A 26930-nucleotide genomic window follows, 5' to 3' on the forward strand; every position below is an offset into this window, starting at 1 on the left:
CGCCAGGCCCGCTACGCGCCGGTCGACCAGAGCGCGACGGCGACCAGCACCGGCTGGAAGAACAGTCGGGCGAAGCGCTTGGCGTCGGTGTCGAGGCCGAAGCCGTCGCGGTGGTGGACCCACTGCGCGAGGTTGCCGGGGAAGACCGCGACGAAGAACGCCGCGGCGATCCAGCCGACCGTCGTGCGTCGGGAGCGGGCGAGCACCAGCGCGGAGCCGAGGGCGACCTCGACGACACCGGAGGCCAGCACGGTGGTGTCGGGGTCGAGAGGCACGAAATCCGGGACCTGGGCCCGGAACTCCTGGCGCGCGACGGTCAGGTGGGTGACGCCCGCGCCGGTGAGGGCGAGGCCGAGCAGGACCCGGCCGGCGGTGCGCGCGAGGCCGGTCGACCGGTCAGTCATCGCTGACGTCGACGCGCACGTCGATGTTGCCGCGGGTGGCGTTGGAGTAGGGGCAGACCTGGTGCGCGGCGTCGGCCAGCGCCTGGGCCTGGTCGTGCGGGAGGCCGGGGGTGACGACCTCGAGGCGGACGGCGAGCTCGAAGCCGCCGGCGTCGTTCGGGCCGATGGAGACCTCGGCGCCGACGGTGCTGTCGCTGATGTCGACCTTCTGGCGGCGGGCCACGCCCTGGAGCGCGGAGTGGAAGCAGGCGGAGTAGCCGGCCGCGAACAGCATCTCCGGGTTGGCCGCGCCACCGGCGCCGCCCATCTCCTGCGGGACCGCGAGGTCGAGGTCGAGGATGCCGTCGCCACTGCGGACGTGGCCGTTGCGGCCGGCTCCGGTGGCGAGGGCGTCGGCGGTGTACAGGGTCTCCACGGTGGTCTCCTTCGGTTCAGCCCCGCAGCGGCTCGGCCGCCGCGGCGCGCATGGACGCGTCCAGGTGGTGCAGGGTGCCGATCAGGTCGTGCGCCGCCGCCTCGTCGGGCAGCCCGGTGCCGCGGGCGATCCGCTCGGGCAGGCCGGCGAGCTCCTCGCGCAGCTCCTCGCCGCGCGCGGTGAGCGCGACGGTCACGACGCGCTCGTCGGCGTCGCGGCGCTCGCGGCGCAGCAGGCCGTCGCGCTCCATGCGCCGCAGCAGCGGCGAGACGGTGCCGGTGTCGAGGTGCATCCGCTCGCAGAGCGTGGACACGCTCACGTCGCCCTCGGTCCAGAGCACGACGAGGACGAGGTACTGCGGGTAGGTGAGCCCCCACGGCTCGAGCAGAGTGCGGTAGGCCTGCGTGGTCGACCGCGCCGCGGCGTACACCGCGAAGCACACCATCTGGTCGGTCACGGGCACGCCGACCAACATGGCACACAACCAGGTTGTGCACAACTCGAGTCGGTAGCGTGCGGTCGTGCTCCTCGACGTGCAGCTCGACGGACCGCCGGAGCGGGCCGCGGCGCGTGCGGCCGAGCTGGTCGGGGCCGGGGTGGCGGGGCTGTTCACCTTCGAGGGGCCGCACGACGTGTTCCTGCCCCTGGCCGCGGCCGCGGCGGCCGGGGTCACGACCGACCTGATGACCAACGTGGCCATCGCGATGCCGCGCTCGCCGATGCACCTCGCGCACACCGCGCACGACCTGCAGCGGATGAGCCGGGGGCGGTTCCGCCTCGGGCTGGGCTCGCAGATCCGACCGCACGTCGAGCACCGGTACGGCGCGACCTGGTCGCCCCCGGCGGCCCGGATGCGCGAGATCGTCCGGGCGGTCCGCGCGATCCTCACGTCCTGGCAGGACGGCACGCCCCTGGACTTCCGCGGCGAGCACACCCGCCACACGCTGATGCCGCCGACGTTCGTGCCGGGTCCGCTGGAGTGGGGACCGCCGCCGCTGCTTCTCGGCGCGCTCGGCCCGGTGATGACGCGCACCGCGGCCGAGGTGGCCGACGGCCTGCTGGTGATGCCGTTCCACAGCCACCGGCACGTGCGCGAGCGGACCCTGCCCGCGGTCGAGGAGGGACTCGCCCGGCGGGAGGTGGCCACACCGTTCGTGCTGTGTCCGCAGGCAATCCTGGCCATGGGCACCACGCCGGAGCAGCAGGCCCGGGCGACGCTCGGCGTGCGCGGGCTGCTGGCGTTCTACGGCTCCACGCCGGCGTACCGCCCGGTGCTCGACGTCGAGGGCTGGGGCGAGGTCCAGCCCGAGCTCAACGCCCTGTCCAAGCGGGGCGACGTCGCGGCCATGCTGGACCTGGTCACCGACGAGATGGTCGACCGCCTGGCCGTGCGCGGGACGCCGGAGGAGTGCGCGGCCGAGCTGCACCGGCGCTTCGGCGACCTGGGCGAGCGGGTGTGCTGCTACTTCCCCGGGTACGACGCGCCGCTGGCCGACGTCGCCGCGCTGGCCGCGGCGCTCGCTCAGAGCTCCGCGCGGTAGACCACCACCGGCAGGCCATGTCGGGAGACCGTGTGCCGGTCGAGGGTGAGCCCGACCCGCTCGGCCACGGCGACCGACGCGGCGTTGCCGGGCGCGATGATCGCGATGAGGTGGTCGACCCCGCGGGCCCGGGCCAGCTCACGGCAGGCGGTGGCCGCCTCGGTGGCCAGGCCGAGGCCCTGGTGGGCGGGCAGCAGGTGGTAGCCGAGCTCGAGGTGCTCCTCGCCGTCCACGACCTGCCAGGTGAGCCCGCCGTCGCCCACGAAGGCGCCGTCGCGGTCGCGCAGCAGCCACAGCCCGAAGCCGTCGCGGTCGTAGTTGCGCTGCTGCCACCGGATCCACCCCAGCGCCTCGTCGCGCGAGAACGGGTGCGGGTAGTGCGCCATCACCCCGGCGTCGCCGAGCAGCCGGGCCAGGTCGTCGAGGTCGGCCTCGGTCATCTCGTCGTAGGTCAGGCGCGACGAGGTGGGCAGAGCGGGCCTCACGCCAGCTCCGCCACCTGGTCGACCAGCACCACGTCGGAGGAGGTCGGGATGAGGTGGACCTCGTCGGTGCCGGCGTCCTCGAGCCGGCGCAGCAGGTCGCGCAGCTCAGCCGGAGTGCCGGCGAAGCCGGTGGTCGGCGCCATCGCGTCGACCAGGGAGGCCGGGATCCAGTCCATGTAGTGCCTCAGGTGGCGGTGGACCTGGGCGCGGGCGGCGTCGCGGTCGGCGGAGAGCGCGACCCAGAACGACGTGGTCAGCAGCGGTGCGGGCCGGCCGGCCTCGGCCCAGGCCGACCGGGCCACGTCGTACAGGGCGGAGACGGCGGGCACGTCCAGGTCCAGCGTCACGCCCGCCAGCCCGGACGCCCAGGACGCGGCCGAGCGCAGCGTCCTGGGCCCCATGGTGCCGACGAGCAGCGGCGGCCCGCCGTCCTGCAGCGGCGGCGGACCGGCGGTGCCGTCGCGCCACACGGCCCGCACCTGCTCGGCGAGGTCGGTGAGGGTCCGGTAGGACTGGCGGTACGTCGAGCCGGCGGCGCGGTAGTCCTCCTCGCGGCCGCCGACGCCGAGGCCCACGGTGAGCCGGCCGCGCGAGAGCCGGTCGGCGGTGGCCAGGGCCTTGGCCAGCGGCACGGGCTGGTGCAGCTGCGGCACGATCACCGTCGTCACCAGCCGGACCCGCGAGGTCCAGGCGGAGACCGCGCCGAGCAGGGTGAGCGTCTCGGGGTTGTCGAAGGCGACGCGCTCGCCGAAGCAGAGCGACGCGTAGGGACCCTCGTCGACCGCCCGGGACCAGCGCTCGAGCGTGTCCGGCGCGGCCCACAGGTCGGGCTCCATCACCGGCAGCGTCATCCCCAGGCGCACGGGGGCAGCCTGTCAGAACGGCGCGGTCGAGACCCCGAGCCCGTCGACGCGCACCCGCTTGTCCTTGGCCGCGACGATCCGCACGGTCCCGCTGCGGGGCGCCGCGAAGTGCCCGATCCGCACGGCCCGCGAGCCGACCGGACCGGCCGTGCGCACGGTGGCCAGCAGCGCGCCGTCGAGGTAGACCTTGAGCGCGCCGTACCCCGACCCGGTGCGCACCAGCAGCGCGAGCTCGCGCGCACCGGTCACGTACGTCGACAGGGCGGCGCCGCGGTGCCGGGTCTGCGAGCAGGTCCCGAGGTACGCCGCGCCGGTCGCCTTGCGCTTCCAGCTCCCGCTCGGGGTCAGGGCGGCGTCGTCCAGCGGCACGGCGAACTCGCGGGCGGCGGGCGTCTCGTCGCCGCGGGCGGCGGCCGTGAGCCGGTGGGTGCCGGCGGCGAGGTCGCGCAGCGTCAGGGACGGCGCTGCGCACGGGACCGGCGCGCCGTCGAGCCGGCAGTCGATGGCCACGGCCCGGGTCGCGGACACGCCCCAGGTGCCGGTGCCGGAGAGCAGCCAGCCGGCCGGCCCGGACGTGATCGTGGTGTCCGGCGCCGCGTCCTGGGGCGCCCTGGTGACGGTGAACGTGGCGGTCGCGCTCCCGGCGTAGGACCCGCCCACGGTGAGGGTCAGCGGGTGTGGCCCGGGCTCGGCGGCGTAGGTGCACGTCGCGACGCCGGCGGTGCTCACCGGCGCGGCCGGGCACGGCGTCGTGCTGCCGTCGCGGAAGCGCACCGTCGCCCGGTCCAGCGCACCGGGGCTGCCGTCGGCCGCCTGGGTGACCTGCGCGGTGAGCGTCACCGACGGTCCCGCGATGGTGGTCGGCGAGGTGAGCGCGACGGCCGCGTCCTCGGGCGTCACGGTGACGGTCACGTCGAAGCCCTCGCTCGCAACCCCGTCGGACACGCTGACGTGCACGGGGTAGGAGCCGGGCTCCGCGGTCGGCGTACCGCCGAGGGCCCACGACCCGGCGCCCCCGCTGAGCGCGAGCCCCGGCGGGAGACCGCTCGCGGTGGCGGTGAGGGCGCCGAGCCCCTGGCCGGTGGTGGCCGAGAAGGCCACGGACGCCGGGTCGCTGTAGACCACGGGCCAGGTCGTCGGCACCGCGTCGTGCTCGACCACGAGCGGCGGCGGCGCCCCGCTGCCCTGGAGGGCGAACGACGCGTGGTTGACGTCGTAGAAGTAGTTGCCGACGGCCTCGACGCGCAGCCGCGCCGCACCCGCGGTGAGGTCGGGCAGGGTGACGGTCTCGCTGCCGTCGTTGGGGGTGGCGGCGGCCAGCACGGTCGGGTACGTCGCGCCGCCGTCGGTCGACAGCGTGATGCGCACCGAGGCGGCCAGCGCCGCCGTGCCGGTCGTCCACGTGACCACCTGGCTGCTGCCGCCCGGCAGCGTGGCCGGCGTGGCCTGGCTGGTGACGCGGAACGGGCCGACGCTCTTGTCGAGGGTCAGCACCACGTCGTCCGACGCGGTGCCGCCGCCCTGCGGCGACGCGTCGCGGGCGGTGAGGCGCAGGTGCAGCGCGGCCGGGGCGTACGCCGCCGTGGGCAGCAGCGCGGCGAGGCAACCGGTCTGTCCGGCTCCGGTCGGGCAGGTGCCGGTGGCGGCGTTGGTCGCCCCGGCGACCACCTGCGCGAGGTCGGGGAAGCTGCGCGTCGGGCCGCCGTCGACGACCCGGAACAGCGGGCCGCCCGTGCGCGGCTGGGTGGTCAGCGGCGTACCCGTGCCCAGGCCGCTGACGTCGGTCTGCTCCCAGGTGTAGGTGAGCGGGTCGCGGTCGGCGTCGGTCGCGCTGCCGGTGAGCGCGAACGGCGTGCGCACCGGGATGGTCCGGTCCGCCGGCGCGGTCGCGACCGGTGCGTGGTTGGTCGTGGCGGTCGCGACGCCGCCGCTCCCGGCCGCCGGGTCGCCGGCGTCGATGTCGTCGACCGCGGCGGTGAACGTGCCGGCGGCCGGCTCCACCACCGGCTCGGGGACGTCCGCGAACAGCGTGGTCCCCCAGCTGCGGAAGTAGAGCGCGAAGCCGCGGTCGTCGAAGGCGTCGCTGTCGAAGAACGGGCGGACCTGCACCGACGTGCCGCTCGGCGCCACCGCCGCGATCGCCGCCTTGATGCCGTCGGCGGTGTAGTTCGTGCCCCGGGTGATGACCGCGGTCCTGGTGCCGGCGAAGGAGAGGCGGAACGACTCGTTGACGTCGAAGCCGGACAGCGCCACGGACTGCCACTCGAAGACCGCGTCCGGCGCCTCGGTCACGTAGTCGGCGATCTGGGCGCGGCTGGCCGAGGCGAAGACCGGGTCGGCGTGCGGCTGCAGGTCGTCGGCACCGCACACGCCGGCGTACCCCATCACCGAGCTGCCCGAGCCGGGCTCGACCGCCGTGACGCCGTACCGGTTGCCCGCGCACGCGCCGCCGGTCCCGTCGAAGGTGTGCGTCGCGCCGAGCTGGTGGCCGAGCTCGTGGGCGACGTAGTCCACGGCGAACGCGTCGCCCGACGGCGCGGCCAGCCCGGTGCAGCCGCCCGCCTTGGTCGGGTGTCCGGCCACGCCCAGGTACGCCGCACCGCCGCCGGCCACCCCGAGCAGCACGTGCCCGACGTCGTAGCGGCGCGCGCCGACCAGCTGCCCTGTCACCCAGCGGTTGCGGTCCAGCAGCGCCGGCTGGCAGCCCGCGGCCAGCATCCCGGCCGGGAAGCAGGCGCTCTTGCCGCACGGTCCGTTCGCGCCCTGCGCCTGCCCGGTCGTCGCGAGGTTGAGCGCGGTGTCGGTCCCGTCGACCAGCACGAACCGGATCCCGAGGTCGTCGCCGTAGACCTGGTCCAGCCGGTTGACCAGCGTCACCTTGGCCGCCAGCACCGCGGCGTCGCTCGCGGCGCCCGTCAGACCCGGAGCGACGTAGGCCGCGTAGGTCGGGTCCGACAGCAGCGCCAGCCGGTAGGTCCGCAGCGTCACCAGCCCGCCCGGCGTCTCGGCCACCTGCGGCACCGCTTCCCCGGTGGCGTCCTGCGGCAGGTCCGGCTCGACCAGCCCGCGCTCCGGCGCCGGCAGGCTCGCGCCGGCGTACGACAGGCTCAGCCGGTCGCCGTCGCGGTACGCCGGGTCGACGTACCACGCCGGCCCGTCGCCGAGCACCGACGCGTGCACCCCGGCCGGCGTCACGTCGATGCGGACCGTGCCCGGACCCGCCACCGCCGTCCCCGCCCACGTCCGGAGCTCCGGGTGCGCCGCGGCCAGCGCCGGCTCCAGCACCGTCGTCGGCGACACGTCGAAGGCCACCAGCCGCCCGTCCGGGTCCGGCAGCTCCACCCGCCCCCGCTCCAGCGACCCCACCAGCGCCGCCCGGTCCACGGCGTACGCCGCGGCGCTGCTCGGCGTCACGGTCCGCGCCCGGGCCGGGTCCAGCCGTGTCGACGCGCGCGTCCACGCGCCCGACGGCGCGGCGGCCACGGGGGTCGGCGTCGCGGGCTGGACGAGCAGCGCGCCGAGCACAGCCGCTGCCAGGAGCGCCCGGTGGGGTCGCGGCACCTCAGCATTGTGGGCGGCTCCACGCAGACCCGTGGCCGAATCGGGAGATCGCGCCTAGGTTCGGCGAGGTGGACACCTCGCAGCTCGTCGCCACCGCCCGCAGCCAGTCGCTCGGCGACCTGCCGCGCCGCTCGGCGCGGCGCTACCCGGACAAGCTGGCCGTCGTCGACGGCGACGTCCGGCTGACCTTCGCCGAGCTCGACGCGGTGGTGGACCGGGCGGCGGCGGCGATGGCCGAGGCGGGGCTGGTCAAGGGCGACCGGCTGGCGCTGCTGTGCCACAACTCGTGGCAGTTCGCGGTGCTGGTCTTCGCGACCGCGCGCATCGGCGTGGTGCTGGTGCCGGTGAACTTCATGCTCGGTGCGGACGAGGTCGCCTTCATCCTCGACCACAGCGGGGCCAGGGCATTCGTGGTCGAGGACGCGCTGGTGGCCACGGCGGACGCGGCGCTCGCCTCCACCGGCGAGGGGACGGTGACGACCAGGCGCGTGGTGCGGCTGGGCGAGACCGAGGCGCCGCAGGACTGGCCCGACCTCCAGGAGTGGCTGGACCACGAAGGCACGCCGCCGCAGGTGCTGGTCGGCGACGACGACCCGGTCCGGATGATGTTCACCTCGGGCACCGAGTCGCGGCCCAAGGGTGCGCTGCTGACGAGCCGGTCGCTGCTGTGGCAGTACGCCACGTGCGCGATCGACGGCGAGTACTCCCCCGACGACGTCGACGTGCACTCGCTGCCGCTCTACCACTGCGCGCAGCTCGACGTGTTCCTCGGCCCGGACGTGTGGATCGGCGCGACGTCGGTGATCCTGCGCGGGCCGGACCCGGCGACGGTCCTGGCGGCGATCGAGGAGCACGGGGCCAACCGCTTCTTCGCGCCGCCCACGGTGTGGATCGGGCTGCTGCGGCACCCGGGCTTCGACGACGCCGACCTCGCCACGCTGACCAAGGGCTACTACGGCGCCTCGCCGATGCCGGTCGAGGTGCTCAAGGAGATGCAGCAGCGGCTGCCCGACGTACGCCTGTGGAACTTCTACGGTCAGACCGAGATGTCCCCGCTGGCCACCTCGCTCGGCCCGGACGAGCAGCTCTCGCACGCGGGTTCGGCCGGGCGCGCCTCGCTCAACGTGGAGACGCGCATCGTCGACGACGAGGACCGCGAGGTGGCGCAGGGCGAGGTCGGCGAGATCGTGCACCGCTCGCCGCACGCGACGCTCGGCTACCACCGCGACGAGGAGAAGACCCGCGAGTCCTTCCGGGGCGGCTGGTTCCACTCCGGCGACCTCGGGTACGTCGACGAGACCGGTCACCTCTACGTGGTCGACCGCAAGAAGGACATGATCAAGACCGGCGGCGAGAACGTCGCGTCGCGCGAGGTCGAGGAGGCGATCTACCGCCTCGACGGGGTGGCCGAGGTCGCGGTCTTCGGGGTCAGCCACCCGCGGTGGGTCGAGGCCGTGGTCGCGGCGGTGGTGCCCAAGGCCGGCGCGACCCTCACGCCCGAGGCCGTCCTCGAGCACGCGCGCTCGGTGCTGGCGGGCTACAAGACGCCCAAGTACGTCGTCCTCGTCGACGCGCTGCCCAAGAACCCGAGCGGCAAGATCGTCAAGCGCGACCTCCGGGACGAACACGCGGGCATCGCCGACGGTGGCTGAGGTGCGAGGAGCCCTGGCGACGAGCCTCGAAGCCAGGTGACGCGGGGCACCGGACGCGCGCGGGTGCCTCCCCTGCGGGTGCTTCGAGGCTCGGCCGTGGACGGCCTCGCACCTCAGCCACCGTGACCGGGACTGACCTCCCGACCGCGCGGGAGCCCCTCCCTGCGGGTGGGGTGGCCGCACCGATGTATCAGGACCGCCGGTGGCGCTCTCCTGGGTGCCATGACCGACGTGCTGCTGCCGACACCGGAGCGCGTGGACGGTCTCGGGACCCTCACGCACCGACCGGACGACCCCACCCGCCCGACGCCGTACCTCGAGCTCGACGTGCCCCACGCCGTCGCGACGTACCACCGGCTGGCCCGGGCCCTGCCCGGCACCGCGCTGCACTACGCGGTCAAGGCCAACCCCGACCCGGTCCTGCTCGCGGCGCTGGCCCGCGCGGGCTGCCGCTTCGACGTGGCCAGCCCCGCGGAGATGACCGCGGCGACGCTGGCCGGCGCGGACCCGGGCGGGCTCGTCTACTCCAACCCGGTGAAGCGGCGCGAGGACGTCCGCTTCGCCGCCCGGCTCGGCGTGACGACGTACGCCGTCGACGCGCTCGCCGAGGTGGCCAAGGTCGCCGACGAGGCCCCCGGCAGCCGCGTGCTGTGCCGGCTGGTGACCTCCGGCGAGGGCTCGGACTGGCCGCTCTCGCGCAAGTTCGGCTGCTCCACCGGCGAGGCGGTGACCGTCCTGCGCGAGGCCGCCCGCCTCGGCCTGACCGTGGCCGGCGTCAGCTTCCACGTCGGCTCCCAGCAGCGTGATCCCGAGGCCTGGGGGGTCCGGTCCGCAGCGCGGCGGCGGTGTTCGCCGCGCTGCGGACCGAGGGGATCCACCCCTGGCTGCTCGACCTGGGCGGCGGGTTCCCCACCGCCCTGGACGCGCAGTGCCCACCGCCCGAGGCGTACGGCGCTGCGATCGAGCGCCACCTCGCCGACGCCTTCGGCGAGGACCGGCCCACGACCATCGCCGAGCCCGGCCGGGGCATCGCGGCCGAGGCCGGCGTCCTGCACGCCAGCGTCATCGGCGTGGTGCACCGCGCCGGCACCCGCTGGGTCTTCCTCGACGCCGGCGTCTTCACCGGCCTGATCGAGACTCTGGACGAGGCGATCCGCTACCCGCTGGCCACCGACGTCGCGGGCCCGACCGGGCCCTGCGTGCTGGCCGGTCCGACGTGCGACAGCGCCGACGTGCTCTACGAGCGGGTGCCGGTCGAGCTGCCGCTCGCGCTGGCCGAGGGCGACCGGGTGCGGTTCCACTGCGCGGGCGTCTACACCGCGACGTACTCCAGCGTCGGCTTCAACGGCTTCGCCCCGCTGGCCACCGCCGTCCGCTCGTGAGGGGGGTGCGCCGGCTGCTGGCCGGCTACGCGTGCGCCTCGGTCGCGATCGGGCTGCCCTGGCCGCTGCTCGTCGTGGCGGTCTGGGACCAGGGGCCGCTGGTGGCGGGCCTGACCGGCGCGGCGCGGATGGCGCCGTACGTCCTGCTCTCCTGGGCCGTCGGCTCCATCGGCGACCACGTGCGCCGCGACCGGCTGGTCCGGGTCACCCTGGCCGGCCGGGTCCTCTTCCTCGGCGCCGCCGCGCTCGCGCTGGCCGCCGGCCACACGACGCTCGCGGTCGTGGGGGCGGCGCTCGCGGTCGCGGTCGGCACACCGACCTACCCCGCCATCGCGGCGGCGCTGCCGGCCATCGGCGGACCGCAGCGAGTCCGCGCCACCGAGCTGCTCGTCACCATCGAGGTCGCGGCCTGGGTCGTCGGCCCGGCCCTCGGTGGGCTGCTGCTGGCCGCGCCGACGCGACCGTGGACGCTCGCCGCCGGCGTGGCCCTGGCCGCGCTCGGCCTCGTGCTCAGCACCGGCGTCACGGTCCCCGGACCCGCCGACCGGGCGCCGCACGCCGTGGCGGGGATGCTCCGCCACGTCTTCGGCACCCCTGCCGCCCGCGGCGCCCTGGCCCTGGCCGGGCTGCTCAACCTGGTGGTCACGGCGACCGGCCTGGCGCTGCTGCCGCTCTGCCTCGGCGCATGGGGCACCGGCCAGACCGGCTTCGGCACCGCGACCGCCTGCCTGGGCCTCGGCGCCCTCGCCGCCCCGCTGCTCTCCGGCGGCCACGCCGCGGTCCGCGGCCCGCTCGCGATGGGAGCGGCCCTGGTCCTGGTCGCCGTCACGCCCGTCCACTGGGTCGTCCTGCCCGTCCTGGCGCTGGCCGGGGCCACCGGCGTGCTCGTCGAGAGCCGGGCCACCGGCGCCCTCCAGGACGCCGTACCCGACCACCACCGCGCCGGCGCCCTCGGCCTCATGGACACGGTCATGGTCGGCGCCTGCCTGATCGGCAGCCTGGTCGCACCCGCCCTCGTCGGCCTGGTCGGCGGTCGGGTGGTCCTGCTGCTGGCGGCGTCCGCCGTGGCGCTGACCGCGCTGGCCGCGCTCCGGAGTCCCTACGATGCTCGCGATGACCGACCAGCAGCGCGACCCGATCCGCGAGGCGCACCGGCAGTGGGTGCGGCACGGGTGGGCTGACGCCGCCGACGGCATGGTCATGGTCACCTCGCTGGTCCGGGCGCAGCAGCTGCTCATGGAGCGCATCGACGCCGTGCTGCGGCCGCTGGAGCTGACCTTCGCGCGCTACGAGGTCCTGCGCCTGCTGTCCTTCTCGAGCGCCGGCGCGATGCCGATGACCCGGCTCGGCTCCCTGCTCCAGGTGCACCCGACGTCGGTGACGAGCGCGGTGGACCGCCTCGAGCGCCAGGGGTACGTCGAGCGCCAGCGCCAGGACGAGGACCGCCGGGTCGTGCTCGCGGCCATCACCGACGCCGGTCGCGCGGTCGTCGAGAGGGCCACCGACGGGCTCAACGGCGAGGTCTTCGAGCAGCCCGGGCTCGACGCGCGCCAGCTCGAGGAGCTGACGGGCCTGCTCGGCGCGCTCCGCCGCCGCGCGGGCGACACGGTGGACTGACCGGGTACACCTGGGGGGTGAGCGAATCGCACCTCGGCCTGCCCGCCGACATCCGCGCCTGCCTCTTCGACCTCGACGGGGTGCTGACCTCGACGGCGTCGGTGCACGCGGCGGCGTGGAAGGAGGCCTTCGACGAGTTCCTCCACGAGCACGACGCGAGCGCGGCACCGTTCGACATCGACCGCGACTACCCGGCGTACGTCGACGGCAAGCCGCGCCGCGACGGCGTCCGCGACTTCCTCGCCTCCCGCGGGATCGAGCTGCCCGAGGGCGCGGACGACGACGCGCCGGACGCGCACACCGTCTCCGGCATCGGCAACCGCAAGCAGGGCCTGCTGCTCGAGGTGGTCAAGCGCGACGGGGTGCAGCCCTACCCGGGCGCCGTCCGCTTCCTCGAGGCCGCGCGTGACGCCGGGCTGCGCCGGGCGGTGGTGTCCTCGAGCGAGAACTGCCAGGCCTTCGTCGAGGCCGCCGGCATCGAGGACCTGCTCGAGGTGCGCGTGGACGGCGTCAGCGTGCGCGAGCAGGGCCTGCACGGCAAGCCGGCGCCCGACACGTTCCTGGCCGCGGCGCAGGAGCTCGGCGTGCCGGCCGCCCAGGCCGCCGTCTTCGAGGACGCCCTGGCCGGCGTCGAGGCCGGCCGGGCCGGCCACTTCGGCTTCGTGGTGGGGGTGGACCGGGCCCACCAGGCCGACGCGCTCAAGGAGCACGGCGCGTCCGTGGTCGTCAACGACATCGGCGACCTGCTGTGAGCACCCCGACGACGCCGGCGAAGGCGCCGTACCCCGTCGAGGCGTGGGTCGTCCGCGAGCCCGAGCTCGACCTGGACCGGCTGGCCATCACCGAGTCGGTCTTCGCGCTCAGCAACGGCCACATCGGGCTGCGCGGCAACCTCGACGAGGGCGACCCGCACGGGCTGCCCGGGAGCTACCTGTCGTCGTACTACGAGTCGCGCCCGCTGCCCTACGCCGAGTCGGCGTACGGCAACCCCGAGGACGGCCAGACCGTCGTCAACGTGACCGACGGCAAGCTGTTCCGGGTCCTGGTCGACGACGAGCCCTTCGACGTCCGGTACGGCGAGCTCGAGCGCCACGAGCGCGTCCTCGACCTGCGCGCGGGCACCCTGCACCGTGAGGTCGAGTGGGTCACCCCGGCCGGCCAGCGGGTCCGGATCCGCAGCACCCGGCTCGTCTCCTTCACCCACCGCTCGATCGTGGCCATCCGGCACGAGGTCGAGGCCGTGGACCAGCCGCTGCGCGTCATCGTGCAGTCCGAGCTGGTGGCCAACGAGACCGTGCCCGTCGCCGACGACGACCCCCGCGTGGCCGCGGCCATGGAGTCACCGCTGGAGTCCGAGGAGCACTTCGGCGACACCACCCGCGCCCACCTGGTGCACATCACCAAGGGCTCGCGGCAGCGGATGGCCTCGGCCATGGACCACCACGTGCACGGCCCGGACGGCACCGAGGTCTCGACCGAGGCGCACGCCGACTGGGCGCGCACCACGGTCGGGTGCCGGCTCGAGCCGGGCGAGTCGCTGGTCATCACCAAGTACGTCTCCTACGGCTGGTCCTCCCAGCGCACCGTGCCCGCCCTGCGCGACCAGGTCGCGGCCGCGCTGACCAGCGCCGCGCAGGAGGGCTGGGACTCGATGCTCGAGGCGCAGCGGGCCTACCTGGACGCGTTCTGGGAGACCGCCGACGTGGTCGTCGAGGGCGACGACGAGGTCCAGCAGGCCGTGCGGTTCGCGCTGTTCCACGTGCTCCAGGCCGGCGCCCGCGCCGAGCGCCGGGCCATCGCCGCCAAGGGCCTCACCGGGCCGGGGTACGACGGCCACGCGTTCTGGGACACCGAGATGTTCGTCCTGCCGGTGCTGTCCTACGTCCACCCGGACGCGGCGTCCGACGCGCTGCTGTGGCGCTACTCCACCCTCGACCTGGCCCGCGAGCGCGCCCAGCAGCTCGGCCTGGCCGGCGCGGCGTTCGCCTGGCGGACCATCCGCGGACAGGAGTGCTCGGCGTACTGGCCGGCCGGGACGGCGGCGTTCCACGTCAACGCCGACGTGGTCGACGCGCTGGTCCGCTACGTGCACGCCACGGGTGACGAGGCCTTCGAGCGCGACGTGGCCACCGAGGTGCTCGTCGAGGTCGCCCGGCTGTGGATGTCGCTGGGCCACCACGACCGCCACGGCGCGTTCCGCATCCAGGGCGTCACCGGCCCCGACGAGTACTCCGCGCTGGCCGACGACAACGTCTACACCAACCTGATGGCCCAGCGGAGCCTGCGGGCGGCCGCCGTCGTGGCCCAGCGCCACCGCGAGGTCGCCACCCGGCTCGCGGTCACCGACGACGAGATCGCGGCGTGGGAGACCGCCGCCGACCTGGTCCTCGTCGCCTTCAACGACGAGCTCGGCGTGCACGAGCAGGCCACCGGCTTCAGCGACCTCGCACCCTGGGACTTCGAGCGCCACCACGACTACCCGCTGCTGCTGAGCGAGCCGTACGGCGAGCTCTACCGCCGCCAGGTCGTCAAGCAGGCCGACCTGGTCCTCGCCCTGCACTGGCGCGGCGACGCGTTCACACCGGTGGAGAAGGCCCGCGCCTTCGCCTACTACGAGCCGATCACCGTGCGCGACAGCTCGCTCTCGGCCTGCACCCAGGCCGTGGTCGCGGCCGAGGTCGGCCACCTCGAGCTGGCCCACGAGTACCTCGCCGAGGCCGCGCTCATGGACCTGCGCAACCTGGCCCACAACACCAAGGACGGCCTGCACATCGCCTCGCTGGCCGGCACCTGGCTCGGCCTGGTCGCCGGCTTCGGCGGCCTGCGCGACCACGACGGCCGGCTCACCTTCGCCCCCGCGCTCCCGCACGGCATCACCCGGCTGAGCTTCTCGCTGCTCTGGCGCGGCAGCCGGCTCACGGTCAGCGCCGAGCCCGCCCGGACGACGTACGCCGTGGCGGACGGCGACGAGCCCGTGACGCTCGGTCACGCCGGTCAGCAGGTGACGATCGCCCCCGGCGAGCCGGTCACCCTGGCGAACCGGCACGTCGAGCCGCTCACCCCGGTGCCCACCCAGCCGCCCGGCCGGGAGCCCTACCGGCGCTGAGCGCTGCCGCGGACCTCAGCAGTTCGCCACGTTGTTGTCGACGAACGGCGTACCACGCAGCGAGCCCGAGGTGGCGCCGTTGTTGTAGAACGCGTCGGCCGAGACGTAGTAGGCGCCGTTCCACGGCGACTGGGCGATCCGGTACCACCACGTGTTGCCGTCCGCGACCCGGAACCCCGTCAGCTTGCAGGCGATCTGGACGGTCTGGTTCGAGGCGATGGTGGGACCCTCCGAGCCCCCGGCGTTGGTGTAGTTGGTCCACGTGTGGGCCACGCTGCCGGTGGTCTCCGCCCAGGTCGTGGGCGCGGGCGGTGGCTGTGGCGGGTTCGGGTCGACAGGCCCCCCTGGGTCGGTCTCCGTGGGTGGAGGTCCGCTCCCGACGCCCGTCCCCGACGAGTCGCACCTGACCCACGCGCCGTTCTGGTCGGGAAGGCTGTCGAGGACGGTCGCCGTGAGCACGTCGGGGCCAGGCGCTCCGGAGTTCTTCAGGCAGTAGTAGACGGCCGAGGTCGGGATCCAGTACCGCTTCCCGCCACTCACCCACCAGGCGGTCTTCTGGGTCTTGCGGTCTCCGTCCCACTGCACGATGTGACCGTTGAAGGCCTGGGCGGCGGAGAGCACGTTCTTCTTGGCGTGCAGGAAGCCCTTGACGTACTCCGAGTTGCCTGGCCAGCTGCGGCCACCGATGGCGCCGCTGGCGCTGATCTGGAGGTCCGCGCGCGCACCCGCCGAGTTCTGCTGCACGACGTGCACGGTCGAACCGGACACCGAGTCGACGACCTGCACGTGACCGTACTGACCGATGTCGCCCGAGCCGTACCAGACGATGACGTCGCCCGGGACGGGGATGTAGCCGCTGCCGTTGGGGTGCTGTTCGAAGTCCGTCTTGCTCGCGTGGTCCCAGAACTCCCAGGCGTCGCCACGGATGCGGGTGCTCCAGCCCTTCGCGGTGATGAGCCGGTTGACGAGCTCGACGCACTGGTACGGATTGCTCAGACTCGTGCACTTCGGGCCGTTCGAGAAGACGTCCACACCGCCGCCACGGCTCTGCATCCAGTCACCCGCCCGGACCAGGACCGTCCCTGTCGGCTCGCACCCAGAGGCTCCGATGCCGTCGGTCGACGCGTGCATCACGTCGACCTCGACCCGGCGCGTGAGGGCGGTCCCGTCGCGCTTCGACGTCGAGTGGCCCTTGCCGGCGGCGCCGACCTTGACCACGCCGTGCGCGACGACCCGTGCGGCGTTCGCCTTCTTGGCGCGACAGGCGACACTCAGCCGCCAGGTCCCGGCCAGCGCGTGACGCGCGGTCGTCCAGGAGAACTGCACACGCCCGGTCTCGACCAGGACGACCCTGCTCCGGACCTGCTTCGGGGCCGTGCGCCGGGAGCCGGAGTGGGTCGCCGTCAACGAGCACCGGGACCGCTTGGGGACACTCGACTCCACGAGCTCCGGCTCACCCGGCCCCAGCAGCTTGTTGCTGATGGTCAAGGCGTGCCGGTGACCTCTCGCGTGCGTCGTCGGCTGGGCTTCGTGCAGCCCGTCCGACGTCCCCACCCCTACCGCGGAGGTGTCCAGAGCACCCACAGCTGCAAGGAGCATGGCCACCACCACGACCTTGCTCGACGCACCGACTGCGCGCACCTGTTCCCCCGCTCCCCGTTGCCGCCGCCGGGGCAGGTCCCAGCGCGCCAGCGCAGTCAACGTCAGCGAGCCGTGGTGCGCCATAGCCCGTCCGGGGTGGCCCGGACGGACTACGGCGACCAGCGCTACCTGCGGTCTCGCCTCGCTTCGGCGCCGCCGGCGGGCTAGGATTACTAGGACGTCCAACTAACGAAGGTCCACGCGCATGAGCGAGCTCCACGTCCCGCAGCACCCGGTGCGCCTGGTCACGGCCAGCAGCCTCTTCGACGGCCACGACGCGTCGATCAACATCATGCGCCGGATCTTCATGGCCCAGGGCTGCGAGGTGGTCCACCTCGGCCACAACCGCAGCGTCCAGGAGGTCGTCGACGCCGCGGTCGAGGAGGACGTCCAGGGCGTCGCCGTCAGCAGCTACCAGGGCGGCCACATCGAGTACTTCGAGTACCTCGTCCAGTCGCTCAAGGAGCGCGGCGCCGACCACGTCCACGTCGTGGGCGGGGGCGGCGGGGTGATCGTGCACGACGAGATCGAGCGGCTGCGCGCCAGCGGGGTGACGATCTTCTCCCCCGAGGACGGCCAGCGGCTCGGGCTGCCGGGGATGATCAACACCGTCGTCCGCGACCTCGACTTCGACCTCTGGGACCGCAAGCCCGTCACGGCCGACGCGGTCATCAGCGGCGACCGGATGGCCATCGCCCGCGCGATCACCGGCGTGGAGGAGGGCCGCCTCGACGCCGCCATGACCCACGCGCTCGAGCAGGCGGCCGGCCAGCGCCACGTCCCGGTCCTGGGCATCACCGGCACCGGCGGCTCGGGCAAGTCCAGCCTCACCGACGAGCTCGTGCGCCGGCTCCGCGTCGACCAGCAGGACAAGCTGCGCGTCGCGGTGGTCGCGGTCGACCCGACCCGGCGCAAGGGCGGCGGCGCGCTGCTCGGCGACCGGATCCGGATGAACGCCGTCGACGGCGACCGGGTCTACTTCCGGAGCCTGGCGACCCGCGGGGCGCACGAGCTGCCCGACTACCTCAGCGGCATCATCACCGTGCTCAAGGCGGCCGGCTTCGACCTGGTCGTCGTGGAGACCCCGGGCATCGGCCAGGGCGACGCGGCGGTGGTGCCGTTCGTGGACGCGAGCATGTACGTCATGACGCCGGAGTTCGGCGCGGCCAGCCAGCTGGAGAAGATCGACATGCTCGACTTCGCCGACGTCGTGGCCATCAACAAGTTCGAGCGTCGTGGCGCCGAGGACGCCCTGCGCGACGTCGGGCGCCAGCTGGTCCGCAACCGTGAGGCGTTCGGCCGGCGCCCCGAGGACATGCCGGTCTTCGGCACCAGCGCGGCGACCTTCAACGACGACGGCGTCACCGCGCTCTACCAGCACCTGCGCGGCGTGCTCGACCTCGAGGCCGGCGTCCTGCCCCCGGTCGACGTGCGGCACTCGTCCAGGCTGCGCGCCGTCGTGCCCCCGGAGCGGACGCGCTACCTCGCCGAGATCACCGAGACCGTCCGCGGCCACCACGCCCGCACCGAGGAGCTCGTCGACCAGGCCCGCGCCGTGCAGCGGCTGCGCTGGGTGGCCGACACGGTGGCCGACGCGCGCGCCGCGCTCGCCCCCAGCCTCGAGGCGGCCGAGGCCGCGCTCGACCGGGAGGTCAGCACCGAGCTCGAGCAGTGGCCCTCCGTGGTCGCCGAGTACGACGCGCACCCGGGCCGCGAGTCGCTGTCCGGCAACCGCATCCCGCGGGTCGCCGTGCCCCGCTACGAGGACCACGGCGAGCTGGTCCGCTGGCTGCGCCGCGAGAACCTCCCCGGCCGGTTCCCCTTCACCGCCGGCGTCTTCCCGTTCAAGCGGGACAACGAGGACCCGGCCCGGATGTTCGCCGGCGAGGGCGACCCGGCGCGCACCAACCGGCGCTTCAAGGTGCTCTCCGAGGGCCAGCCCGCGACGCGGCTGTCCACGGCGTTCGACTCGGTCACGCTCTACGGTCGCGACCCCGACGAGCGACCCGACATCTACGGCAAGGTCGGCACCTCCGGCGTCAGCGTGGCCACGCTGGACGACATGAAGCAGCTCTACGACGGCTTCGACCTGCTCGACCCGACCACCAGCGTCAGCATGACCATCAACGGCCCGGCCCCGACCGTGCTGGCCTTCTTCCTCAACACCGCGATGGACCAGGCCCGCGAGCGCGGGCTCGACCCCCACGAGGCGCTCAAGACCGTCCGCGGCACCGTGCAGGCCGACATCCTCAAGGAGGACCAGGGCCAGAACACCTGCCTGTTCTCCACCGAGTTCAGCCTGCGCTGCATGGCCGACATCCAGGAGTGGTTCATCGAGCAGGGGATCCGCAACTTCTACTCGGTCTCCATCTCCGGCTACCACATCGCCGAGGCCGGGGCGAACCCCATCAGCCAGCTCGCCTTCACCCTGGCCAACGGCTTCACCTACGTCGAGTCCTACCTCGCGCGCGGCATGGACATCGACGCCTTCGCGCCCAACCTGTCGTTCTTCTTCTCCAACGGCATGGACCCGGAGTACTCCGTCATCGGCCGCGTCGCCCGCCGGATCTGGGCGGTGGCGATGAAGGAGAAGTACGGCGCCGGAGAGCGCAGCCAGAAGCTGAAGTACCACGTGCAGACCTCGGGCCGTTCCCTGCACGCGCAGGAGATGGACTTCAACGACATCCGCACCACGCTCCAGGCACTGATCGCGATCTACGACAACGCCCAGTCGCTGCACACCAACGCCTACGACGAGGCGGTCACCACCCCCACCACCGAGTCCGTACGCCGCGCGCTCGCGATCCAGCTCATCATCAACAAGGAGTGGGGCCTGGCGCTGAACGAGAACCCGCTCCAGGGCTCGTTCATCATCGACGAGCTGACCGACCTGGTCGAGGAGGCGGTGCTCAAGGAGTTCGACGCCATCAACGAGCGCGGCGGCGTGCTCGGCGCGATGGAGACCGGCTACCAGCGCGGCCGGATCCAGGACGAGTCGATGCTCTACGAGCACCGCAAGCACGACGGCTCGCTGCCGATCATCGGCGTCAACACCTTCCGCCGATCCGAGGGCGCCGACGAGGGCACCCCCGACCACGTCGAGCTGGCCCGCGCGACCGAGGACGAGAAGTCCTCCCAGCTGCGGCGGGTGCACGCGTTCCAGGCCGCGCACGAGCAGGAGGCTGCCGCGGCCCTCGCCCGGCTCAAGGAGGCGGCGACCAACGACGAGAACGTCTTCGCCGTCCTCATGGACGCCGCCCGCGTCTGCTCGCTCGGTCAGGTCACCGAGGCGTTCTTCGAGGTCGGTGGCGCGTACCGGCGCAACGTGTGAGGCCCGCCCAGCGGGTCGTCAGCCTGGTCCCCTCCATCACCGAGGCCCTGGCCTCGGTGGACCGCGACGCCCTGGTCGGCGCCACCGACTGGTGCACCCACCCGGCCGACCTCGACGACACCCTCGAGGCCCGGGTCCGCGGCACCAAGAACCCGGACCTGGCCGCGATCCGCGCCCTGCGCCCGGACGTGGTGATCGCGAACCGGGAGGAGAACCGCGAGCTCGACGTCCGGCGCCTGCGCGCGTCCGGAGTCCACGTGCACGTGACGCGGATCGAGACCGTGCCGGACGCCTTCGCGGCGTACGACGAGCTGTTCGACGACGTCCTGGGCTGGCCGCGCCCGGACTGGCTCGAGCACGCGCGCAGGCTGTGGCTCGGCCCGCTGCCCGAGGTCACCGCCACCGTGGCCGTCGCGATCTGGCGCGACCCGTGGATGGTCGTGGGCGGTCGCACCTTCACCGGCGACCTGGCCCGCCGGCTCGGCTGGGCCAACGCGTACGCCGACAGCACGGACCGCTACCCCACGGTCGACCCGACCGAGCTGGCCGGCGTGGACCTGGTGCTGCTGCCCGACGAGCCCTACGTCTTCACCGCCGACGACGGTCCGGAGGCCTTCCCGGGCACCCCGACCCGGCTGGTCAGCGGCCGGCTGCTGACCTGGTACGGCCCGTCGCTGGTCGAGGCCCACGCGAGCCTCGCCCGGAGGGGTGACTAGTCACTTCGGGCCATTTGTGGCGCCGAACCCCAGTTCTGCGACACCGGGGTGCTCCCGGGCAGAAGACTGGGGTGGTGACGACGTTGGAGGACGTCGGGCACTCGTCCTGGAGGGGGCGTGCGCCTCTGGTCATCGCGGGGACGATCCCGCTGGTGATCGTCCTCGTCCTGCCCTGGCGCGCCCAGCCCCTCGCGGAGGTGCCGGGCTTCCCCGCGCTCTGGCTGGCCCTCCTGGTGGGCTGCGACCTGCTCACCGTGCTGCTGCTGTGGAGCCAGTACCGCGCCGGCGCCTCCCCCGACTGCTCGCGCTGTCGTGGGCCTTCCTGTGGTCGGCCGTCGTCGCCGTCGCCATCGCCGCGGCGGTGCCCGGCGTGCTCGCCCGCCGGCCGACGTTCGCCACCGACAGCAACAGCCTGCAGTGGCTGTGGGTCTCGCGGCACGTGGTGCCGCCGGCGCTCATCGCGCTGGCCCTGGCCCCCTGGCCCGCCGCGCTGGAGCGGCGCTCCGACACCGCCCGCGGGCGGGGCCGGCGGGTGGTGGTCTCGGCCGTGGTCGTGCTGGTCCTCACCGGCGCCCTCGTCGGGCTGATCGCGGTGGCGCCCGACCGGCTCCCCACCATCACCGTCGACGGCGGCGCGAACCGGCTCGACCCCTTCGGCACCGTCTCGGTCGCCGTCCTCAACGGCCTCGCGGTCGTGCTCGCGGTCTGGGGCGTGGCCCGGCGGCGCAGCACCGAGGGGCTCGAGCGCTGGGCCGTGGTCGCGTCGGTGGCCTTCCTCGGCGACGTGTGGCTGACCGCGCTCTTCGAGGACCGCTACACCGTCGCCTACTACCTGGCCCGCGCGCTGGGCCTGGCCTCGTCGGCCTTCGTGCTGCTCGCCATCCTGCGCGAGACCTCGCAGATCCAGGTCCACACCTCCGAGACCGCCCACCGGCTGGAGGAGCGCAACGCCGAGCTGCTCGAGGCCAACCGGCTGCGCGACCACCTCACCGCCATCGTGAGCCACGACCTCCGCACGCCGCTGTCCGGGCTGCAGGGCTACCTCGAGCTGCTCCGCGACGACGACCTGGACAGCCCGCTCGCGCACCGGATGGTCGAGCGCTCCTGGATGCTCACCCGCCGGCTCACCCTGCTGACCGAGGACCTGCTCGCCGCGGCCACCCTCGAGCACGGCGACCTGGTCGTCACCCCCGAGCCCGTCGACCTCGACCAACAGCTTCGCGAGTGCGCCGCCTGCTTCCCCGACCTCGACCTCCAGCTCCACTGCCCGACCGGCCTCGCGGCGTACGCCGACCCGCTGCGGCTCCAGCAGGTCCTGGCCAACCTGGTCCGCAACGCCCAGAAGCACGGCGCCGAGCCCGTCCTCATCAGCGCCCGCCCCGACCCCGCGCTGCCCGGGGGCGTGACCATCTCGGTCGCCGACGCCGGGCCCGGTGTGCCGGCAGGGTTCGTGCCGCGGCTCTTCGACCGCTACACCCAGGTCGCGGACACCGCCACCGGCGGCTCCGGCCTCGGCCTGTCGGTCGTCCGCGACCTGGTCCTGGCCCACGGCGGCGACATCCACTACGACCGGGCCCGCAACGCCTTCGTCTTCACCCTCCCGCCGCCGGCGCGCCGGTCCCGCGACGGGTCCGGCTCAGTCCCGACGCACCAGCCAGCGGCCGAGGAGCGTGCCGGCGTCCTCGAGGAGCAGCCCCAGCCGTAGGGCCACGTCGACGTCCGCCCCGACCGTGATGCGCGGGTGGTCGCCCCCGAGCAGCTGCGGCACCCAGGTCAGGTCGAGCTCGTCGGCCACGCCGTCGGCGACCAGGTCGCGCAGCAGGTGCGGGCCACCCTCGCCGAGCTGGTGGCCCCAGCCGCGCTCGGCGAGCGTGGCCTTGAGGGCCGCGAGGTCGACACCGTCGCGTCCCAGGACCAGGACCTGCTCGTCGCCGAGCAGCTCACGCGCCTCGTCGAGGTGCTGGGCCGTCTCGCAGGTGGCCACCAGCACCGAGCCGCGCTCGGCGTCGCGGAGCTGCGCGGGCACCTCGGCCTTCCGCGTGACCAGGACGAGCGGCTTGCCGATGTCCTCGTAGCCCTCGTCGCGCGCGGTCCCTGCGCCCACGACCACCACGTCGCACAGCCGGCGCAGCGTCTCGAAGACCCGGTGGTCGGCGTCGTTGTTGATGCCGCCGCTCGTGCCCCCGGCGCCGGTCGCAGCGCCGTCGAGGCTGCTGATCATGTTCACCCGCAGCCAGGGCGACTCCGGGGCGGCGTACAGCTCGTCCAGGTCGTCGTCGCTCAGCGTGCTCAGCTGTCGCAGGTCCACCGCACCACCCAGTACTGCACCCCGAGGGGCGCCTCGTCGTAGTCCACCTGCGCCGCCCCGCGGCGCCCCAGCCCGTCCAGCCGCTCGAGCGGCGCCGTGGTCGCCCACAGCTCCTCGCCCAGCCCCAGGTCCGGCCTCGCGCTCCCCTCGAGCAGCCACGCCCGCACGGCGTCGTCGAAGGGCACCGCGCGCTCGTCGTACGGTCCGGGCGACTCGTCGGTGCGCCGCGCGCTGCCGTTGGCCATGAGAAGGTACGACGGCTCGTCCCCGGTCCGCGCGGTCGAGGCCAGGAGGTGCTCGGCCACCCGCCGGCCCTGCTCGTCGGCCACCACGGTGACGTCCGCGCCCAGCCACGCCACGGCGGCCAGCGCCGCGGCCCGGACCTCGGGCACCGGATCCTCGCGGCCGGCGTACTGCGGCAGGAAGGCGAGCACCGGAGGCGCCACCACGACGCGGGTCACGCCAGCCCCCGGATGGCCCGCTGCGGCAGCCGGCGGCCGGCGATGGTGCTGACCATGTCCACCGTCTGCCGGGTCTCGCGGACCTCGTGCACGCGGTAGATCCGCGCGCCGGCCAGCGCGCACACCGAGGTCGCCGCCAGCGTCCCGGTCAGCCGCTGCTTGGCGGGCAGGTCGAGCGTCTCGCCCACGAAGTCCTTGTTGGACAGCGAGACCAGCACCGGCCAGCCCGTCGCCACCATCTCCCCCAGCCGGCGCGTCACCTCGAGGGAGTGGAAGGTGTTCTTGGCGAAGTCGTGCGCCGGGTCGATGACGATCGACTCCCGCGCGACCCCCGCGGCCAGCGCCCGCTCGGCCAGCCCCAACGTCGCCTCGAGCACCGAGGCCATCACGTCGTCGTACTCGATGCGGTGCGGGTCCGTGCGCGGCTTGAGCCCGCCGGTGTGCGTGCACACCACCCCGGCCCGGAACTCCGCGGCCACCTCCAGCAGCGCCGGGTCGTGGCCGCCCCACGCGTCGTTGAGCACGTCCGCGCCCTCGGCGCAGACCGCCCGCGCCACCTCCGAGCGCCAGGTGTCGACGCTGATGACCAGGTCCGGGTACGCCGCGCGCACCCGCGCCACGAACGACGCGACCCGCCCGATCTCCTCCTCGGCGCTCACCGCCGGCCCGTAGCCGGCCTTCACGCCCCCGATGTCGACGATCTCCGCGCCCTCGTCGACCACCTGCGCGACCCGCTCGAAGGCCACGTCCTCGGCGTACGTCGCGCCCTGGTCGTAGAAGGAGTCCGGCGTCCGGTTGACGATTGCCATCATCAGCGTCTCGTCGTCGGCGAACTCGTGCCGACCCAGGCGCAGCGTCACCCGGCGAGGTTATCCGGCTGCCTCGTCGCGCCTGCGCCGGCGCCACCACACCCAGCCGGCCGCCGGCAGCACGACCACGGCCGCACCGGACGCCGCGGTGGTCGCCACCGGGTCGCCCTTCCCGCTCCGCTCGGCCTTCGGCGGCCCCCCGGGGCAGTCGCCCGGCGTGGGCTCGGCCGTGGGACTGGCCGTGGCGGTCGGCTCGTCGGTCGGCGTGGGCTCGTCGCTGGCCGTCGGCGTGGCGGTCGCGGTCGGCTCGCAGGTCGGGTCGGCGGTCGGCTTCGTGCTGGGCTCACCGCTGGGCTCGGCCGTGGGGCTCGCGGACGCCGTGGGCGTCGGGGTCGCACTGGGCGTGGGGCTGGGCGTCGGCTGGGGCGTCGCGGTCGGGGTGGGCTTCACCGACGGCGACGGCACCGGCGGCGCCGCGTCGAACGTCGTGCCGCCCTCGTAGGACTCGTCCGGCACCAGGGTCACGCCGGCGGTCGGGTCGCTGCCCGGGCCGGTGACGGGGAGCTGCTCGCGCGCCATCACGGTGGTGTCGACGGGCTTGCGGGCGTCGACCCAGTAGTCGTGGCGCACCCGCAGCACGGCCCGCAGCCACTCGTGTCCGGAGTGGTAGCGCTTGACCGCCGCGCGCAGCCGCTCGTCCTTGCTCAGGTCACCGGGGCCGGCGCACAGGAACACGGCCACGCCGAGCGACGCGTCGTCGAGGTCCTGCGGGTTGCGGCGGCCGTCGCTGTCGCCGTCCACGCGCACCACCGACCACGTCGACGGCAGGAGCAGCATCGGACCGACGGCGCGGTCGACCCGCTGCTCGCCGTCGACGAGGCCGCCGTCGGTGTCGGCGACACGGGCGGTGCCGTTCTTGCCGGTCAGCCTGGGCCCGAGCACCTTCGGGTGCACCACGGCGCGGTCGTTGAGCACCGAGCCGCCCACCCGGCCGTGGTCGGAGGCGACCTTGCCGATCGCGGCCAGCGTCTCCCAGTCCAGCCGGCACGACGGGTCCGCGCGGTTGATCACGTCGGCCGCGCGCTGGTAGGCCGCCAGCGCCACGGACGGGACGTCGGTCGCGGTCAGCGCGGCGCCCTGCACCGACCAGGTGAAGGCGAGGTCGCCGCGCGAGGCCACCGCCCGGCGCGCGTCGTACGGCGCCAGCAGCGCGCCCGCCTCCGGCTCGGCGTACGTCGCGGGCTCCGCGGCCGGAGCGGCGTACGCCGCCGGGTAGCGCTCCGCGGTCCGGGCCGAGTCGAACGAGGGACGGGTCAGACCGGCGAGCACCGCCGTGGCCAGGACCGCGAGCACCGCGACCGAGCCCAGCAGGCGCCACAGACGCCGGACCTCGACCATCCACTCCCCCATGCCTCGTGTGACGCTGCGGAGCAGCCGTCGGTTCGTTCCCGGCGAGCTGCGCTCGGAGCAACCTGCACGCTCTTCGTGAACACTAAGCGACGTGGGGACGACCGGACGAGGCCCGGTCGGCGACGGTCACCCTTATCGGTGAGGCCAGGCTCAGCCGGCCCAGACCTCGGCGAAGCCCGCCGGCCGCGTGCCGACCCTGGCGTCGCGCAGCTCCCACGAGGCCCACGGCCCGGACAGCGACGCCACCCGCGGGTCGCTCACCGACGTCACGGTGCCGCTCGGGTCGGTGACCCACACGGTGTCGGCCTTGCGCACCAGGTCGAAGCGCGCCGACCGGCCCGCCAGGGTGTACGTCCCGGACCCGATGGTCTCCGCGGCCCGCCCGTCGACGGCCACCAGCCGCCACCCGCTCGGCGTCACCACCAGGCGCATCCCGGTCCGCGGCGTGGCCTGCCCGTCCAGGTCCAGGATCGAGGTGTGCCACGCGGTCAGCGCCGCCGACCCCGAGTGGTTCGGCGCGAAGACCACCCTCGCCCCGATCCGTCGTACGTCGGCCTTGGTCCACTTCTCCAGCCAGCTCACAGCGTCCGGGCTCCGCGCTGCCCCGTGGGTCATCAGCCCGTCCACGACCCCCAGCGGCCACGCCAGCGTCCCGGCCTCCCGGAACCCGGCGCCCACCGGCCACGCGTCGCCGGAGGAGAAGTCCGAGCGCATCGTCAGGGGCACCTTGGGCGCCGGCGCGCTCGCCTGGGCGGGCGCCGTGGGCGCCTCGCTCGCCGGCGCGGCGACGTCCGTCGGCTCGGGACTGGCACTGTCCTCGTCCGGCTGCGCCAGGGTCGAGGCCACGCTCGGCGGCGGGCTCGCCACGGCGTCCGTGCCGGACTCCCGCGTGTTGCTGACGTAGGTCAGCCCGACGATGGTCAGCCCACCGATGATCGCGACGTTGAGGACCATCACGGCCTTGTTCCACGACGTCCGGTCGAACCGGCCACCGCTCTGCGGCGTCCGCGGCCGTCGCGTCACCCCAGGTGCGACCACGCGCTCGCGATCTGGAGCCTGCGTCACGATTCTCCCCTTGGTCCTGCGTTCCGACGTTCCTGCAGCCGGGTTGATTGTCGTCCACGACGACGGCACCGACCCAACCAATGGCCCGTTCGTGCTACCTCGCCTGCGGCACGGACTAGTTCTCGGGAAGGTTCCGGCCACCCGACCGCCTCACGCCGCGCTG

22 protein-coding genes and 1 pseudogene are annotated in these 26930 nt (G+C 74.3%); 11 read left to right on the forward strand and 12 right to left on the reverse strand.

Going from position 1 to position 26930, the window contains the following annotated elements:
- Positions 1-11 precede the first annotated feature (11 nt).
- The 3 genes from G5V58_RS19325 to G5V58_RS19335 are packed head-to-tail and all read right to left on the reverse strand — an operon-like array spanning position 12 to position 1282.
- The gene (locus G5V58_RS19325; protein WP_165236402.1) at positions 12-404 is read right to left on the reverse strand and encodes a DoxX family protein; all 393 of its coding nucleotides are present in this window, start codon (positions 402-404) and stop codon (positions 12-14) included.
- Entirely contained in the window at positions 397-819 is a 423-nt protein-coding gene (locus tag G5V58_RS19330; protein ID WP_165236404.1) for an organic hydroperoxide resistance protein, read from the reverse strand. The genes G5V58_RS19325 and G5V58_RS19330 overlap by 8 nt, the downstream gene beginning before the upstream one ends.
- Before the next feature lie 16 nt (positions 820-835).
- Positions 836-1282, reverse strand: a complete 447-nt coding sequence (locus tag G5V58_RS19335) for a MarR family winged helix-turn-helix transcriptional regulator (RefSeq protein ID WP_230486759.1) — start codon at positions 1280-1282, stop codon at positions 836-838.
- Between the two features lie 58 nt (positions 1283-1340).
- Here G5V58_RS19335 and G5V58_RS19340 point away from each other — a divergent pair, with 58 nt between their 5' ends.
- Positions 1341-2360, forward strand: a complete 1020-nt coding sequence (locus G5V58_RS19340; RefSeq protein WP_165236406.1) for a TIGR03617 family F420-dependent LLM class oxidoreductase — start codon at positions 1341-1343, stop codon at positions 2358-2360.
- Here G5V58_RS19340 and G5V58_RS19345 read toward each other — a convergent pair.
- The 3 genes from G5V58_RS19345 to G5V58_RS19355 are packed head-to-tail and all read right to left on the reverse strand — an operon-like array spanning position 2342 to position 7269.
- Entirely contained in the window at positions 2342-2845 is a 504-nt protein-coding gene (locus G5V58_RS19345; protein WP_230486760.1) for a GNAT family N-acetyltransferase, read from the reverse strand. The genes G5V58_RS19340 and G5V58_RS19345 overlap by 19 nt on opposite strands.
- A complete protein-coding gene (locus tag G5V58_RS19350; protein ID WP_230486761.1) occupies positions 2842-3708 on the reverse strand; it encodes an LLM class flavin-dependent oxidoreductase in 867 nt (288 codons plus the stop codon). The genes G5V58_RS19345 and G5V58_RS19350 overlap by 4 nt, the downstream gene beginning before the upstream one ends.
- Before the next feature lie 12 nt (positions 3709-3720).
- On the reverse strand, positions 3721-7269 hold the full coding sequence (locus G5V58_RS19355; protein ID WP_230486762.1) for a reprolysin-like metallopeptidase: 3549 nt from the start codon (positions 7267-7269) through the stop codon (positions 3721-3723).
- 68 nt (positions 7270-7337) lie between these two features.
- Here G5V58_RS19355 and G5V58_RS19360 point away from each other — a divergent pair, with 68 nt between their 5' ends.
- The 7 genes and pseudogenes from G5V58_RS19360 (at position 7338) to G5V58_RS19385 (ending at position 15026) form a co-directional block, all read left to right on the forward strand.
- Complete coding sequence (locus G5V58_RS19360; RefSeq protein WP_230486763.1) at positions 7338-8921, forward strand: fatty acyl-CoA synthetase; 1584 nt, start codon at positions 7338-7340, stop codon at positions 8919-8921.
- Positions 8922-9143: 222 nt separating this feature from the next.
- A pseudogene (locus G5V58_RS26770) lies at positions 9144-9680 on the forward strand (hypothetical protein); the annotation flags it as partial.
- An 86-nt stretch (positions 9681-9766) separates the two neighbouring features.
- Entirely contained in the window at positions 9767-10303 is a 537-nt protein-coding gene (locus tag G5V58_RS26440) for a type III PLP-dependent enzyme domain-containing protein (RefSeq protein ID WP_268991237.1), read from the forward strand.
- Positions 10300-11484: an MFS transporter gene (locus G5V58_RS19370; protein ID WP_165236410.1), complete on the forward strand. Its 1185-nt coding sequence runs from the start codon at positions 10300-10302 to the stop codon at positions 11482-11484. Before G5V58_RS26440 ends, G5V58_RS19370 begins: the two co-directional genes overlap by 4 nt.
- Positions 11417-11920, forward strand: a complete 504-nt coding sequence (locus G5V58_RS19375; protein ID WP_165236412.1) for a MarR family winged helix-turn-helix transcriptional regulator — start codon at positions 11417-11419, stop codon at positions 11918-11920. The genes G5V58_RS19370 and G5V58_RS19375 overlap by 68 nt, the downstream gene beginning before the upstream one ends.
- 17 nt (positions 11921-11937) lie before the next feature.
- A complete protein-coding gene (locus G5V58_RS19380; RefSeq protein ID WP_196240527.1) occupies positions 11938-12672 on the forward strand; it encodes an HAD family hydrolase in 735 nt (244 codons plus the stop codon).
- A complete protein-coding gene (locus tag G5V58_RS19385; RefSeq protein ID WP_165236414.1) occupies positions 12669-15026 on the forward strand; it encodes a glycoside hydrolase family 65 protein in 2358 nt (785 codons plus the stop codon). Before G5V58_RS19380 ends, G5V58_RS19385 begins: the two co-directional genes overlap by 4 nt.
- Positions 15027-15041: 15 nt before the next feature.
- Here G5V58_RS19385 and G5V58_RS19390 read toward each other — a convergent pair whose 3' ends face one another.
- Positions 15042-16514, reverse strand: coding sequence for a CHAP domain-containing protein (locus G5V58_RS19390; RefSeq protein WP_165236416.1), 1473 nt, complete (start codon positions 16512-16514; stop codon positions 15042-15044).
- Between the two features lie 358 nt (positions 16515-16872).
- On the opposite strand from G5V58_RS19390, the gene icmF reads away from it, so the two are divergent.
- From icmF to G5V58_RS19405, 3 genes are all read left to right on the forward strand, one after another.
- Complete coding sequence (gene icmF / locus G5V58_RS19395) at positions 16873-19998, forward strand: fused isobutyryl-CoA mutase/GTPase IcmF (protein ID WP_165236418.1); 3126 nt, start codon at positions 16873-16875, stop codon at positions 19996-19998.
- Positions 19995-20714 (forward strand): helical backbone metal receptor, encoded by a 720-nt coding sequence (locus G5V58_RS19400; protein WP_165236419.1) that lies wholly within the window; start codon positions 19995-19997, stop codon positions 20712-20714. The genes icmF and G5V58_RS19400 overlap by 4 nt, the downstream gene beginning before the upstream one ends.
- Before the next feature lie 265 nt (positions 20715-20979).
- Positions 20980-22419 (forward strand): sensor histidine kinase, encoded by a 1440-nt coding sequence (locus tag G5V58_RS19405; protein ID WP_165236421.1) that lies wholly within the window; start codon positions 20980-20982, stop codon positions 22417-22419.
- Here the strand turns inward: G5V58_RS19405 and G5V58_RS19410 are convergent.
- From G5V58_RS19410 to G5V58_RS19430, 5 genes are all read right to left on the reverse strand, one after another.
- A complete protein-coding gene (locus G5V58_RS19410) occupies positions 22351-23022 on the reverse strand; it encodes a dihydrofolate reductase family protein (protein WP_230486764.1) in 672 nt (223 codons plus the stop codon). The two genes, G5V58_RS19405 and G5V58_RS19410, sit on opposite strands and share 69 nt — an antisense overlap.
- The gene (locus G5V58_RS19415; protein WP_165236423.1) at positions 23004-23483 is read right to left on the reverse strand and encodes a class III extradiol ring-cleavage dioxygenase family protein; all 480 of its coding nucleotides are present in this window, start codon (positions 23481-23483) and stop codon (positions 23004-23006) included. The genes G5V58_RS19410 and G5V58_RS19415 overlap by 19 nt, the downstream gene beginning before the upstream one ends.
- A complete protein-coding gene (gene folP, locus G5V58_RS19420) occupies positions 23480-24343 on the reverse strand; it encodes a dihydropteroate synthase (protein WP_230486765.1) in 864 nt (287 codons plus the stop codon). Before folP ends, G5V58_RS19415 begins: the two co-directional genes overlap by 4 nt.
- Positions 24344-24352: 9 nt before the next feature.
- Positions 24353-25702 carry a lysozyme family protein gene (locus G5V58_RS26445; protein WP_165236425.1) on the reverse strand — a complete coding sequence of 450 codons (1350 nt, stop codon included), beginning with the start codon at positions 25700-25702 and terminating at the stop codon, positions 24353-24355.
- Between the two features lie 150 nt (positions 25703-25852).
- Entirely contained in the window at positions 25853-26725 is an 873-nt protein-coding gene (locus G5V58_RS19430; protein WP_165236427.1) for a hypothetical protein, read from the reverse strand.
- Positions 26726-26930 lie beyond the last annotated feature (205 nt).

Origin of the sequence: Nocardioides anomalus (assembly GCF_011046535.1) — a bacterium.
GTDB lineage: Bacteria > Actinomycetota > Actinomycetes > Propionibacteriales > Nocardioidaceae > Nocardioides > Nocardioides anomalus.

Bases quoted from the DNA above. Each gene is read 5' to 3' on its own strand.
- G5V58_RS19375 (WP_165236412.1), top strand. From the start codon at position 11,417: ATGACCGACCAGCAGCGCGACCCGATCCGCGAGGCGCACCGGCAGTGG.
- icmF (WP_165236418.1), top strand. From the start codon at position 16,873: ATGAGCGAGCTCCACGTCCCGCAGCACCCGGTGCGCCTGGTCACGGCC.
- G5V58_RS19325 (WP_165236402.1), bottom strand. From the start codon at position 404: ATGACTGACCGGTCGACCGGCCTCGCGCGCACCGCCGGCCGGGTCCTG.
- G5V58_RS26445 (WP_165236425.1), bottom strand. From the start codon at position 25,702: ATGGGGGAGTGGATGGTCGAGGTCCGGCGTCTGTGGCGCCTGCTGGGC.